This window comes from Paraburkholderia sp. FW306-2-2C-D06C (assembly GCF_058781505.1).
This window is the reverse complement of sequence record NZ_JBYSWU010000033.1, coordinates 15,516-27,639: the sequence shown is the minus strand read 5'-3', so window position 1 is coordinate 27,639 and position 12,124 is coordinate 15,516. Positions and strand designations below refer to the sequence as shown.

Sequence of the window (12,124 nt, the reverse complement as noted above, 5' to 3'; positions counted from 1 at the left end):
GGATTGCAAGCGCGTGGAAATGCGCGCGGATGTGGACTGCGGACACGTGCTCACGCGAACCTGGCGCGCGAGCGGGATGGCACAGCTTATTGTTCGATTTCTTCTTCCGCGGCTTCGTCGCCGCCGTAGGCGCTCAAGCGGTTGTACAGCGTTTTCAGGCTGACGCCGAGCGCCTTGGCCGCACGCCGTTTGTCGCCGCCGCAATATTTCAGCGTGCCGAGAATGATCTGCCTTTGCGCATCGGCGAGCGGCGTGCCGATCCACACGCTCATTGCATTGCCCTGTGTGACCGGCTTCTTTACACGCGACGCGAGATGCGGATGCGGCAGCTCGACCGTCTTCTCCGCGAGAATGAATGCGCGATAGACGGCGTTCTTCAACTCACGCACGTTGCCCGGCCACGACCACGTGCGCAGCGTTTCGATCGACCGTTTGCTGAAGCTCTTGTGCGTGCTTTCCTGCTGGTTCAGCAAGGCGAGGAAGTGTTGCGCGAGCAGTTCGCGATCGCCTTCGCGCTCGCGCAGCGGCGGCGCGCGCAACGGAAAAACGGCGAGACGGTACATGAGATCTTCGCGCAGGCCGTTTTCCTTGACGGCCACCGCGGGGTCGCGATTGGTTGCGGCGATCACGCGCACGTCGCCGTGAATCGGTTCGCTGCCGCCGACCCGGTAGAACGTGCCGGTCTCGAGCGCGCGCAGCAGCTTGACCTGGCGGACCGGCGCCATCTCGGTGATTTCGTCGAGGAACAGCGTGCCGCCGTTCGCATGTTCGAAGTAGCCGACGCGGCCCTGGACCGCGCCCGTGAAACTGCCTTTCTCGTGGCCGAATAATTCGGCTTCGATTAGCTCATCGGGAATCGCGCCGCAGTTGACCGCGACGAACGGTGCTTCCTTGCGGCTGCTTTGATCGTGAATCGTGCGGGCGATCAACTCCTTGCCGGTGCCCGATTCGCCGATGATCAGCGCGGTCGCGTCGGTGCTGGCGACGCGCGCGATCTGCTCATACAGCTCCTGCATCACCGGCGACGAGCCGTACAGCAGCCCATACGATTTCAGTCCCGCGATGCCGTCCGCGACGCGCTGCTTCGCCTGTTCCGAAGCATGGCCGCCGGCGGAGACGGTGGGCGAGTCCAGATCGGTTGACGCCATAAACGGGGAGTCCTGGGCAAATGTAGTTCGTTGTTGCGGCGCGCAGGCCTATAACGAGAAGGTGACCCGCAAGATCAATATCTCACAAAAGACGATTTAACCACTTCGACGGCGTTTGCGGCAATCGGCGTCGCGGCTCGCGAAATACATCGGTGAACGGTCGGTCGAAAGTGCCGGAAGGGGCGAAACCGCGGCTCGCGAACGGCAAATTTACCGGGAACGATATTTGCGCTTGGCACCCGACACGCATCTGTTTCCGACCTATTGCGCCGGCTATGGACGCCGTCTGACGACTCGCCGGAAACAATTCGCGAACGCAGAACTCAGACATGGGAGTGAATGATGGCTGACACCACGCAACAGCTTGCACTCGGCGGACAGAAGATCGTCCAGGATCTGCAAGTGCTGCTGAATGACTCGGAGGAAATGCTGCGGCTCGCCGCCAACGTACCGGGCGAAGGCGTCAGCGCGCTGCGCGATCGTCTCGGAACGCACGTCGAGAGTTTGCAGTCGGCGCTCGGCGACGCGCAACAGAGCGCGCAGCGGCGCTATCGGGCCGCGACCGTCAACGCCGAGCGATACGTGCGGCACAACCCTTGGCAGTCGGTCGGCATCGCAGCGGGGGTGGGTTTCCTGATCGGCGTTCTGGCCGCGCGCTGAGGCGCAGCCACTCCGTGCCGACCCGCTTCACAATGAGCTTCACGACGAAAAGGAGTTCACGATGGCACGACCTAAAATTGGCATTTTTGGCGCGCTGATGGTTGTCGGCGGTTGGCTGGCCCTGCGCTATGTGCAGAAAAACCGTGCTTCGCAGGTTCCGGCGGCGCGCGAATTGAGCCGCTGGGAGGGTGAGGGCGGCATGGTGGCCACCCCGCCTACCCCGGCCGGCAGTGTCGAAATGGAGAGCGTCAACCCGGCCACCCATGGCGCGAATGGCTCGGAGCATCCGGGCGGCAACGGCAGCGCATGGCCGTTTCCGCGCAGCTGAACGCCGCTGCTTTAACCGCATCGCCGGGGCACCGCAGTTTGCCGTGCGATGGCCGGATGCGTTGCTATTTTGTCTCGATAACGCCGTATAATAGGCAAATACACAACAATGACGTGTTAAACCCACCGGTTTCTCCAGATATTGTTGCGATATTGCATTAAGTCGAAGGCCCGGCGCTTTTGCCATAAAGTTTGCGTGTGCTCACATTCGGGCGCATCGCAGCTAGGCGAAAGGTTGCCGGCCGGCTTTTTTAGCATGCGGGTCAGCATGTTTACCCATTCACGCTTTCGGGCTTTCGAGACGCGATGCCACACGTACTGATTGTCGATGACGATGCCGGTACCCGCGAGGCGCTTTCCACCATCATCGGGGAAGACGGCCTCACCACCGCCACCGCGGGTGATTTGCGCGAAGCGCGTATTCAACTGGTCCGGCAGATGCCGGACGTCGTGTTTACCGACCTGAAGCTGCCCGATGGCAGCGGCGTCGATCTGTTCGAAGACCTCGATCCGCGTTCGGGCGTCGAGGTGATCGTGATTACCGGCCACGCTACGGTGGAGTCGGCGGTGAACGCGCTGAAGATGGGCGCGACCGACTACCTGGTGAAGCCGATCAACATGCAGCGCGTGAAGGCGATCCTGTCGCGCCTGCCGCGCCCCGGCGACCTCAAGGCGGAAATCGGCACGCTGCGCGGCGAGTTGCGCCGCATGGGCCGCTTCGGTCTGATGCTCGGTAATTCGCCGGCCATGCAGGAGGTGTACGACCAGATCGGCCGCGTCGCGCCGACGGCGGCCTCGGTGATGCTCGTGGGCGAGTCGGGCACGGGCAAGGAGGTCGCCGCGCAGACACTGCACCAGCTCAGCCTGCGCCGTAAGCATGCGTTCCTCGCAGTGAACTGCGGCGCGATTTCGCCGAACCTGATCGAGTCGGAAATGTTCGGCCACGAGCGTGGCTCGTTCACCGGCGCGGACCGGCAGCACAAGGGTTATTTCGAACGCGCGAACGGCGGCACGCTGTTTCTCGACGAAATCACCGAAATGCCGATCGAGTTGCAGGTCAAGCTGCTGCGCGTGCTGGAAACCGGCATGTTCATGCGGGTCGGCACGACCAGGGAAATCGAAACCGACGTGCGCCTGATCGCCGCGACCAATCGCGATCCGGAGCAGGCCGTGCTGGAGGGCAAGCTGCGTCTGGACCTGTACCATCGCCTGAACGTGTTCCCGATCAGCCTGCCGCCGTTGCGCGACCGGGGCAAGGACGTGGAGCTGCTTGCCCAGTCCTTCCTCGACGAACTCAATGAGCATCACAGCACGAAGAAGCATTTCCCCGCCGCGGTGAAGGAGATGTTGTTGTCTTACCCTTGGCCGGGCAACGTGCGCGAGCTGAAGAACTACGTGCAGCGCGCGCACATCATGTCGGGTGCCGATTCGGACAGCACGGCAACCGTGCCGTTGCAGATTACGTTGTCCAAGCCCGCGGCCGGCACGTCGATCATGATTCCGTTCGGCACGTCGCTCGCCGAAGCGGATCGTCAGCTGATTCTCGCGACCCTCGAACAATGCGGCGGCGTGAAAACGCGCGCGGCTGAGATTCTCGGCATCAGTCTGAAGACGCTGTACAACCGTCTGGTCGAGTACGGCAACGACGCGCGTGAAGAAGGCGACGCCGCCGCGGACGAATCGCGCGCCTTGGGCGGCGCCGACGCGTAAAGCACCACACCCGACGCGTCACGCCCGACGCGTCACGCTCGCGAGCGACGTGCGCGCCATCTCGCGAGGAGCGCGTCGATTTCGGCACAGGCCTTGCTGCGATTCAATCGAACGCGAAAACGAGGATCACCGACATGCCGGAATATGCTGCCGCTCCTGTGCTTCCCGCGCTTGCTCTTGCGAAGCACGCTCACCGTCCCGAGCCGGTCGAACCGCCGTTTACTCCTGACGAGCCCGACACGCCCCCCACGCCGACTCCAGATCCGCTCGAACCGGTTGCTCCGCCGATCGGCGATCCGCCGCCGCAACCGACTCAAACGCCGCAAGCCGGCGGGCTGCGGCAGCAACGCGTGCAACTCTGACAGGCTTTGTGCGCGACGCCACATACCGGCGCAGCGATTTTATGTACTTGTTACAAAGCCGGCGCATCTTTTACCGGCAATTTACCTTCGTGACCCCTAGACTATATTGATGCCGCCTTGTTTCGGCGGCGGCCTTCCGCTGGAGGCAGCGATCATGAGACATCCCGCACTGCGACGTTCCGCGCGCCACTCGAAGCGCGATTCCCGGCCGTCCAGCAGCAATAGTGTTCCGCCGGCGTCGCCGGATCCGGCCGCGCAGAACCGCGTCGCGCCGAACGCCCCGCCGGACGGCGAGCACAATCAGGGCGGCGTGCGTCCGGAAGGGCTGGAATATCAGCGCGATCTAGGCTCGGAACAGGACGCTTGAACCACGCCTGACGTGGGCAGTTGCAGGCTTCTGGGGTCGTCATACAAAGCAGAAAAAATTTCTTCGCGGTGCTGCAGCGTCGCGCGTTTCTGCTCGCCCTTCACATTTACATACATTTTTATTTCTGCTGTCCCATAAAACGGCACGCGACTTGCATGCACCTGCATGGCACATATCCATATGCAACGAAACAACTGACTGAGGTGGAGCACCAATGAGCAGACTGATCGTGGTATCGAATCGTGTCGCGCCGACCCAGGAAGGGCGTCCCGCAGCGGGCGGGCTCGCGATCGGCGTGCTGGACGCGCTGAAGGAAACCGGCGGAGTCTGGTTCGGCTGGAGCGGCGAGACGGTAGCTGAACCGTCCGATCCGGTGATCGAAAAGCAGCGCAATGTCACCTACGCGACGGTGGGTCTCACCAAGCGCGATTATGACCAGTACTACCGCGGCTTTTCGAACGCGACACTGTGGCCGACGTTCCACTATCGCAATGACCTGTCGCGTTACGACCGGCAGGAATACGCGGGCTATCAGCGCGTCAACGCGACGCTCGCAAGGCAGCTCAAGGAGCTGCTGAAGCCTGACGACATCATCTGGGTGCACGATTATCACCTGCTGCCGTTCGCGCGCTGCCTGCGCGATCTCGGCGTGAAGAATCCAATCGGCTTCTTCCTGCATATTCCGTTTCCAGTGGCCGAAGTGCTGCGGACGATTCCGCCGCACGAAGAGTTGCTCAAGGCCATGTGCAGCTACGACGTGGTCGGTTTCCAGACCGAGGCGGACCGCCAGTCGTTCGTCGACTATATCGAGCGCGGCCAGCATGGGAGTTCGAGCGAAGACGGCATGGTGCACGCCTATAACCGCTTCCTCAAAGTCGGCGCTTACCCGATCGGCATTTATCCCGATGCGATCGCCAAGGCCGCGGAGCAGTTCACCGACCGCAAGCCGGTGCGCAGCCTGCGCGACGGCATGCGCGGGCGCAAGCTGATCATGAGCGTCGATCGGCTCGATTATTCGAAGGGGCTGGTGGAGCGCTTCCAGGCATTCGAGCGCTTGCTGCTGAATGCGCCTGGTTGGCACGGGCGCGTGTCGCTGGTGCAGATCGCGCCGCCGACTCGCGCCGACGTGCAGACCTATCAGCGGATTCGTCAGACGCTCGAGGGCGAGGCGGGGCGCATCAACGGCCGTTTCGCGCAACTCGACTGGACGCCGATCCAGTACCTGAACCGCAAGTACGAGCGCAATCTGTTGATGGCGCTGTTCCGTCAATCGCAGGTCGGCTATGTGACGCCACTGCGCGACGGGATGAATCTGGTCGCCAAGGAATACGTCGCCTCGCAGGATCCGGCCGATCCGGGCGTGCTGGTGCTGTCGCAATTCGCGGGTGCGGCCGAGCAATTGCCGGGCGCGCTGGTCGTCAATCCGTTCGACCTGTCGCAGATGGCCGAGGCGCTGGAGCGCGCGCTGTCGATGCCGCTCGCCGAGCGGCAGGCGCGTCACGCCGACATGATGGCGCCAATGCGCGAGAACAATCTGTCGGTCTGGCGCGATACCTTCCTCGCCGACTTGCGCAATGTCGCGACGGCTTCTTCCGTGACGGCCAAGGCGGTAAAGCTCGCTGACGTGACGGCGACGTAGCCGGATCGAGGGCGGCCGCGCGGGTTTTCTAAAGCACGCATGCCTGTCACGTCACTCACGCGCGCTGCACGACCCGCAACGTGCTGACCACGGCGGCGACGGCCGAGAAGCACGCGGCGACATACAAGGCGACGATCGGCCCATGCTGCGGCGCGACGCCGAAGATCAGCGCGACCAGCGCCGCGCCGAGCGTCTGTCCTGTCAGCCGCGCGGTGCCGAGCATGCCGCTCGCGCCGCCGCTGCGTTCACGCGGCGCGGCCGACAGTATGGTCCGGTTGTTTGGCGACTGGAAAATGCCGAAGCCCGCGCCGCACAGCGCCATGCGCCACGCGATCTGCATCGGCTCGGGGTGCGCGCCGAGCGTGGCGAGCAGCAGCAGGCCCGCGGTCAGTGCAACGAGTCCGATGCCGCCGAGCCAGCCCGCCGACACCTTGTCCGACAGCACGCCCGACAACGGCGCCGCAACCACGATCACGAGCGGCCACGGCGTCATCAGCAAACCGGTTTGCACTTGCGACAAACCCAGCGTGTCCTGCAACAGAAACGGCAGCGAGACGAACGCCAGCATCTGCGCGCAGAACGAACAGACCGACGTGCCGATCGACAGCGCAAACACCGGAATCCTCAGCAAATCGATCGGCAGCAGCGGGGCGGCCTGCGTCAACTGTCGGCGCACGAAGAAGTAGCCGATCACGAGCGCGCCGAGCGCTTCGAACGCGACGTAGCCGAGCCGCTCGCCGTGACCCAGGCCGTCGACGGCGAAGATCAGCAGGCCGAACACGAACGCGTTCATCACCGCGCTCAGGTAGTCGTATGGCGAATCGTGGCCGGGGTTCAGCGGCAGCGCCTTGAATCCGCCGACGATCGCCGCGATGCCGATTGGCACATTGATCGCGAACAGCCACGGCCACGAGGCGACGGCGAGCACGCCGGAGGCGACCGTCGGCCCGACCGCGGACGATATGGCGACCACCATCGCGTTGATCGCGACGCCGCGCCCGAGCTGCGTGGGCGGATAGATCATGCGCACGAGTGCCGTGTTGACGCTCATGATGCCCGCCGCGCCGAAGCCCTGGACCACGCGCGCGAGCGCGAGCGTCGGCAGCGACGTGGACAGCGCGCAACCGAGCGAGGAGACGGTGAACAGGATCAGCCCGGACAGATAGACGCGCCGGTAGCCGATGCGGTCGCCGAGCGACGCGAGCGGCAGCAGCGAGATCGTGATCGCGAGCTGGTACGCATTGATGACCCAGATCGAGCCGGCCGCGCTCGCATGCAGATTGCGCGCGATGGTGGGGAGGGCCACGTTGGCGATCGCGCTGTCGAGCACCGCCAGCGTGAGAGCGAGCGCGATAACCAGCATCGCCCAGTAGCGTTGCGGAACCGGCAAGCCCTGCTCGGCGGGCTCCGTTGGCAATGCGTCGGCGGCGGGAGTCTCTGCGGCGGCGGCCGGAAGTGAACCGTCCGTGCGGGATGGTTGTGCGTGCATCGTTCTTTTGAATTGTCGGGGGCGGCTCTTCGGTCACGGGATGAGCCACGCGCGCCGCTTGCCGCGTCGGAATGGACAACGGCGGCAGCGATGATGCCGGTACTGAAAAGGCATACCGGCATCGCGTCTCACGCGTTATTTGAGTTCGTACAGACCGGTATGCGTGGTCGAGTCGATTTCGTTCAGATGCGTCATGAAGCGCGCGACCGCGTTAGTGGTCTCCGCGGTGATCGGCAGATGCGGCACTTTCAGTGCGTGCAGGCGGAAGATGTAGCGATGCGTTCTGTCGCCGCGCGGCGGTGCGGCGCCGCCGAAGCCGACCGTGCCGTAGTCGTTGCGCACTTGCAGCGCGCCCTGCGGCAGCAACGAGCCGTCTGCCTTGCCGGCGTTGCGCGACAGCGAGCGGGCGTCGGCCGGAATGTTGACGACGACCCAGTGCCAGAAGCCGCTGCCGGTTGGCGCGTCGGGATCGTGGACCGTGAGTGCGAAGCTTTGAGTGTCGGCCGGCGGCGCCTCCCACTGCAGCGCGGGCGAGATGTTCCCGCCTTCGCCGTCGACACCGAATGCCTTGTCGTCGAATTCGTGGTCTTTCGGCATGAAGCCATTGGTGGGGAACTCGTCGGACCAGAGACGGAAATCAGCCATCGTATGCCTCCCTTCAAGGATGGTTCTGGAGATGGCCGGGGCGCGGTTTCATGCTGCCGACGTAGTGCCGGATCGACCCGCAAAAAATGCCCCGGGTGAGCCAATCGAGTGTATCACCAGCGGCTTTCGGATTCGCGTGAACGGGTCAGGCTACAAGCGGCTTTCAGCCGCGTTCTTCGAAGCTCGGCGCGTCGCTGCGCAACCACTCCACGAGCCGCTGCAACACGCCCTCGATATCGCGATTGGCGCCGCGCAACGCGCACTCCCACACCACCGCGACGCGCCAGCCGCTCGTGAGCAAGGCTTGCCGGACCTTGTCGTCGTTGCTGCGGTTGCGGTCGATCTTGTCGCGCCAGAACTCGGGCCGGGTTTGCGGCCACTTGAACAGATGGCAGTCGTGGCCGTGCCAGAAACAGCCGTGCACCAGCACGACGGCGCGGTAGCGCGGCAGCACGATGTCCGGGCGGCCCGGCAGATCGCGGGCGTCGAGCCGGAAGCGAAAACCCTGACCGTGCAGCAGGCTGCGGATCAGGATTTCGGGTTTCGTATTGCGGCCGCGGATGCCGGACATCATCCGGCTTCGCGTCGCGCTATCGACGATATCGACCATCGTAAGAGACTCGGGTAGCTGTCCTCGATAGCTTAGGCGTACAGCGAGAGGGTTTGAGTCGAACCACGGTGATGGCGTGTCCCCTCGGCGAGCAGGGTTTGCACATGCGGCAGCATGATGCGCGCGACTTCCCGCATCACCGGCATCACGACGCTGTTGCCGAACTGGCGGTAAGCCTGAGTGTCGCTGACGGGAATCCGGAACGTGTCGGGAAAGCCCATCAGCCGCGCGCACTCGCGTGGCGTGAGACGCCGCGGGCGCGACTGCTCGCCTTGATAGACCAGAATCTCGCTGCCGTCCTTGTGATAGCGCGCCGACAGCGTGCGCGCGACGCTGTCCGGATAGGCCATGCCGAAGCCGAAGCCGTTACCCGCCGCGCGATGTTTCGCCGCGTAGTTTTGCAGATAGGTCCAGAGGTTCGGGGTAAGCGTGTACTTCGGTTGAACGCGCCGGTTGGCGTGGTCGAAGAAACGGTCGTGATCCCACGGCAAGTCCGGTTCGCTGCCGTCCGTGCGGTGCAGGATCGAGCTCAGACGCGGGCCGTGTTCCGGCAGATGCAAATCGTCCCATGAGAAGGAAGTCTTGCCGCGAAAGCCGACGATGATGATCCGCTCGCGATGCTGCGGCGTGAAATGCTGGCCGTCGACCACCCGGTAGTGCACCTCGTAGCCGAGTTCGTCGCGCAAGGTTTGCAGGATCACGTCGAAGGTGCGGCCCTTGTCGTGCGAGAGCAGATTTTTCACGTTCTCCAGCAGGAACGCGGCGGGGCGCTTCGCCGCGATGATTCGCGCGACGTCGAAAAACAGCGTGCCTTGTGTCGTGCACTCGAAACCGTGCGGCCGGCCGAGCGCGTTTTTCTTGCTGACGCCCGCGATCGAAAACGGCTGGCACGGGAAGCCGCCGAGCAGCACGTCGTGGCCCGGCACCTCTTCGGCGGGGAACGAGACGATGTCGCCGATCAGCGCGTGATCGGCGCCGGCCGGGTAGTTCTCGCAATACGTCCTGGTGGAAAAATCGTTCCACTCGCTCGTGAAGACGCAGGCGCCGCCGTGCGCTTCGAAACCCATGCGAATGCCGCCGATACCGGCGAACAGATCGATGAAGCGGAAGCTCGCTTCGCCGTCGGCCGCGCCGGCCCCGGCTCGAGCGCCGGTGTGCAGCAGATCGCGCAAGGCCGGTTCGAGCATGGCCGGACACGGTGTTTCGCCTTTCTCCCAGCGGCGCACCGTCTTGATGTCTTTGCCGACGTGCGCGGCGATTTCGCGTTGAGTGAAGCGGGCGCGCGCCTGCTTGAGCAGTTCGAGCGGTGCGGCGAGGGTCACGGGCATCCTTGCTGGGAATTTTTGCGGACATTATGACCTAAGGTCGTCCCATTTTTCCTGTTTTTGCGGACGATGGGCAGAAAATATTCGACGTCGACGGACGAGTTTTGGGGGATAGGCAAATGTCACAATTGGCCGTGTAGGCTTACGTCGTGACGCGAATTCCCCGCGTTGCGACGTGTTGTGGCCGCGGCTTCGTTCGCGGCCTTTTTTATGCGCTGGAAGTGCTCGTTGTTGTTGCTGGCCGCGAGCCGCGCTCGCCTGGGAGTAACCCGGGTTCGGCGCCGCGCACCGCGCTCTGCCCTTAGACTTGGCGCATCCAACAGGAGGTGCGCCATGACACCCGAAAAAGTGCTTTCGATGTTCGAACGACAGTACCTGGAAGGCAAAGCGCCCGTCGATCTCGAAGCCACCTGCGCGAGCTTCGCCACCTGGCTGGCGGCCGCGTGGGAACAGCTCGACGGCGAGCAGAAGACGCTCTTGGTGACCGTCGGTGCGGCCTTGTGGCGCGAAGGATATGACCTGCGTGCCGGCACCGCGACCAAGGATTTGTGGTGAACCTTTGAGCGGAGCGTCGCGTGGCCACACTCGCAGTGGGGTGTTGCGAGCGGCGCCGCACGCGTTGTGCTGAGTCGGTTTATATTTGGCGGTCCCGCTTTCGGGGCCAGCTGTTCAGCCCGCGGTTCAGCCCCATTGCCAATTTCCGATTTCCAGCCGCAGTGCTCGCACAAGGGTTACATCACTACCATGACCGAACTATCCGCGTTCCCCATCACGAAGAAGTGGCCTGTTGAACATCCGGAGCGGCTTCAGCTCTACTCGCTGCCGACGCCGAATGGCGTGAAGGTGTCGATCATGCTCGAAGAGATCAGTCTGCCGTATGAACCGCATCTCGTGCGTTTTGATACGAACGATCAGATGACGCCCGAGTTCATGTCGCTGAATCCGAACAACAAGATTCCGGCGATCATCGATCCGCACGGCCCCGACGGCAAGCCGTTGCCCCTGTTCGAATCCGGCGCGATCCTGATTTATCTCGCGGACAAGAGCGGCCGGCTGATTCCGAAAGACGCCGCGGGCCGCTATGAAGCGATCCAATGGGTGATGTTCCAGATGGGTGGAATCGGCCCGATGTTCGGCCAGCTGGGTTTCTTCCACAAGTTCGCCGGCAAGGATTATGAAGACAAGCGGCCGCGCGACCGCTATGTCGCGGAGTCGAAGCGTTTGCTCGGCGTGCTGGAGCAGCGTCTCGACGGACGCAACTGGATCATGGGCGACGCTTACTCGATCGCCGATATCGCGACCTTTCCCTGGGTGCGCAACCTGATCGGTTTCTATGAAGCAGGGGATCTGGTCGAGATTCAGGATTTCCCGCATGTGCGGCGGGCGCTGGCTGCGTTCGTCGCGCGTCCCGCGGTGGCGAAGGGGCTGGAGATTCCGCGGCGCGTCTGATTTCCCGGCGAGGCCGGGGGGCGGCGATGGTCGCCTTCGTGGCGGATTAATTCCTATAAACCCGGGCAAATCCGCGACGGCGCTGCGTTTCGGTCAATGCTGCCCGGCGTTCAGCAGCAACCAGACTTGTTGCGGGACGGAGCCCGCGACGATGCGCGCAAACGCGGCGCCGCAGCGGATGCAAGTGAAGTGTTGCTCGGCTTGAGCGTCCTTCACTGCTCCGGCGGCGTTCAGTGTCAGGTTCTCGTGTGGCTCGACCGTCGACGGCTGTCCGTAGAGTTCCGCGCACGGCGCGCATGGCTGTATCCAGAGTTCCATTTTGTTGAGCAGGTTAGGTCGTACTATTGTCGCGTTTGCAGCAACAGTGATTTCATGAGTTAGGTATTTACCCTA

The 12,124-nt window shown here is 63.5% G+C and carries 14 protein-coding genes; 8 read left to right on the top strand and 6 right to left on the bottom strand.

Annotated features, from left to right (window positions below):
* Positions 1-86: 86 nt before the first annotated feature.
* Positions 87-1,148, bottom strand: coding sequence for a sigma-54 interaction domain-containing protein (locus AC3WLT_RS23325; protein WP_492594047.1), 1,062 nt, complete (start codon positions 1,146-1,148; stop codon positions 87-89).
* 342 nt (positions 1,149-1,490) lie between these two features.
* Here AC3WLT_RS23325 and AC3WLT_RS23320 point away from each other — a divergent pair, with 342 nt between their 5' ends.
* The 6 genes from AC3WLT_RS23320 (at position 1,491) to otsA (ending at position 6,213) form a co-directional block, all read left to right on the top strand.
* Positions 1,491-1,808 carry an ElaB/YgaM/YqjD family protein gene (locus AC3WLT_RS23320; protein ID WP_492594046.1) on the top strand — a complete coding sequence of 106 codons (318 nt, stop codon included), beginning with the start codon at positions 1,491-1,493 and terminating at the stop codon, positions 1,806-1,808.
* 61 nt (positions 1,809-1,869) lie between these two features.
* Positions 1,870-2,136, top strand: coding sequence for a hypothetical protein (locus AC3WLT_RS23315; protein ID WP_492594045.1), 267 nt, complete (start codon positions 1,870-1,872; stop codon positions 2,134-2,136).
* 305 nt (positions 2,137-2,441) lie between these two features.
* Positions 2,442-3,845 carry a sigma-54-dependent transcriptional regulator gene (locus tag AC3WLT_RS23310; protein ID WP_492594044.1) on the top strand — a complete coding sequence of 468 codons (1,404 nt, stop codon included), beginning with the start codon at positions 2,442-2,444 and terminating at the stop codon, positions 3,843-3,845.
* A 134-nt stretch (positions 3,846-3,979) separates the two neighbouring features.
* Entirely contained in the window at positions 3,980-4,207 is a 228-nt protein-coding gene (locus tag AC3WLT_RS23305; RefSeq protein WP_492594043.1) for a hypothetical protein, read from the top strand.
* 154 nt (positions 4,208-4,361) lie between these two features.
* Positions 4,362-4,574: a hypothetical protein gene (locus AC3WLT_RS23300; protein WP_492594042.1), complete on the top strand. Its 213-nt coding sequence runs from the start codon at positions 4,362-4,364 to the stop codon at positions 4,572-4,574.
* Positions 4,575-4,788: 214 nt separating this feature from the next.
* A complete protein-coding gene (otsA, locus tag AC3WLT_RS23295) occupies positions 4,789-6,213 on the top strand; it encodes an alpha,alpha-trehalose-phosphate synthase (UDP-forming) (RefSeq protein ID WP_492594041.1) in 1,425 nt (474 codons plus the stop codon).
* Between the two features lie 55 nt (positions 6,214-6,268).
* On the opposite strand, the gene AC3WLT_RS23290 is transcribed toward otsA, so the two are convergent.
* From AC3WLT_RS23290 to dcm, 4 genes are all read right to left on the bottom strand, one after another.
* A complete protein-coding gene (locus AC3WLT_RS23290) occupies positions 6,269-7,702 on the bottom strand; it encodes an MFS transporter (RefSeq protein ID WP_492594040.1) in 1,434 nt (477 codons plus the stop codon).
* Positions 7,703-7,837: 135 nt separating this feature from the next.
* Positions 7,838-8,347 (bottom strand): YbhB/YbcL family Raf kinase inhibitor-like protein, encoded by a 510-nt coding sequence (locus tag AC3WLT_RS23285; RefSeq protein WP_492594039.1) that lies wholly within the window; start codon positions 8,345-8,347, stop codon positions 7,838-7,840.
* A 163-nt stretch (positions 8,348-8,510) separates the two neighbouring features.
* Positions 8,511-8,957 (bottom strand): very short patch repair endonuclease, encoded by a 447-nt coding sequence (locus AC3WLT_RS23280; protein ID WP_492594038.1) that lies wholly within the window; start codon positions 8,955-8,957, stop codon positions 8,511-8,513.
* Positions 8,958-8,989: 32 nt separating this feature from the next.
* Entirely contained in the window at positions 8,990-10,279 is a 1,290-nt protein-coding gene (gene dcm, locus AC3WLT_RS23275; RefSeq protein ID WP_492594037.1) for a DNA (cytosine-5-)-methyltransferase, read from the bottom strand.
* A gap of 336 nt (positions 10,280-10,615) precedes the next feature.
* Here dcm and AC3WLT_RS23270 point away from each other — a divergent pair, with 336 nt between their 5' ends.
* Both AC3WLT_RS23270 and AC3WLT_RS23265 read left to right on the top strand, forming a co-directional pair.
* Complete coding sequence (locus AC3WLT_RS23270; RefSeq protein WP_492594036.1) at positions 10,616-10,837, top strand: hypothetical protein; 222 nt, start codon at positions 10,616-10,618, stop codon at positions 10,835-10,837.
* A 189-nt stretch (positions 10,838-11,026) separates the two neighbouring features.
* Positions 11,027-11,731 (top strand): glutathione S-transferase C-terminal domain-containing protein, encoded by a 705-nt coding sequence (locus AC3WLT_RS23265; protein ID WP_492594035.1) that lies wholly within the window; start codon positions 11,027-11,029, stop codon positions 11,729-11,731.
* Between the two features lie 93 nt (positions 11,732-11,824).
* Here the strand turns inward: AC3WLT_RS23265 and AC3WLT_RS23260 are convergent, their stop codons facing one another.
* On the bottom strand, positions 11,825-12,049 hold the full coding sequence (locus tag AC3WLT_RS23260) for a hypothetical protein (RefSeq protein ID WP_492594034.1): 225 nt from the start codon (positions 12,047-12,049) through the stop codon (positions 11,825-11,827).
* Positions 12,050-12,124 lie beyond the last annotated feature (75 nt).

Bases quoted from the DNA above. Each gene is read 5' to 3' on its own strand.
- AC3WLT_RS23270 (WP_492594036.1), top strand. From the start codon at position 10,616: ATGACACCCGAAAAAGTGCTTTCGATGTTCGAACGACAGTACCTGGAA.
- AC3WLT_RS23315 (WP_492594045.1), top strand. From the start codon at position 1,870: ATGGCACGACCTAAAATTGGCATTTTTGGCGCGCTGATGGTTGTCGGC.
- AC3WLT_RS23325 (WP_492594047.1), bottom strand. From the start codon at position 1,148: ATGGCGTCAACCGATCTGGACTCGCCCACCGTCTCCGCCGGCGGCCAT.
- AC3WLT_RS23300 (WP_492594042.1), top strand. From the start codon at position 4,362: ATGAGACATCCCGCACTGCGACGTTCCGCGCGCCACTCGAAGCGCGAT.
- AC3WLT_RS23280 (WP_492594038.1), bottom strand. From the start codon at position 8,957: ATGGTCGATATCGTCGATAGCGCGACGCGAAGCCGGATGATGTCCGGC.
- AC3WLT_RS23310 (WP_492594044.1), top strand. From the start codon at position 2,442: ATGCCACACGTACTGATTGTCGATGACGATGCCGGTACCCGCGAGGCG.
- AC3WLT_RS23320 (WP_492594046.1), top strand. From the start codon at position 1,491: ATGGCTGACACCACGCAACAGCTTGCACTCGGCGGACAGAAGATCGTC.
- otsA (WP_492594041.1), top strand. From the start codon at position 4,789: ATGAGCAGACTGATCGTGGTATCGAATCGTGTCGCGCCGACCCAGGAA.
- AC3WLT_RS23290 (WP_492594040.1), bottom strand. From the start codon at position 7,702: ATGCACGCACAACCATCCCGCACGGACGGTTCACTTCCGGCCGCCGCC.
- AC3WLT_RS23305 (WP_492594043.1), top strand. From the start codon at position 3,980: ATGCCGGAATATGCTGCCGCTCCTGTGCTTCCCGCGCTTGCTCTTGCG.
- AC3WLT_RS23285 (WP_492594039.1), bottom strand. From the start codon at position 8,347: ATGGCTGATTTCCGTCTCTGGTCCGACGAGTTCCCCACCAATGGCTTC.
- AC3WLT_RS23260 (WP_492594034.1), bottom strand. From the start codon at position 12,049: ATGGAACTCTGGATACAGCCATGCGCGCCGTGCGCGGAACTCTACGGA.
- AC3WLT_RS23265 (WP_492594035.1), top strand. From the start codon at position 11,027: ATGACCGAACTATCCGCGTTCCCCATCACGAAGAAGTGGCCTGTTGAA.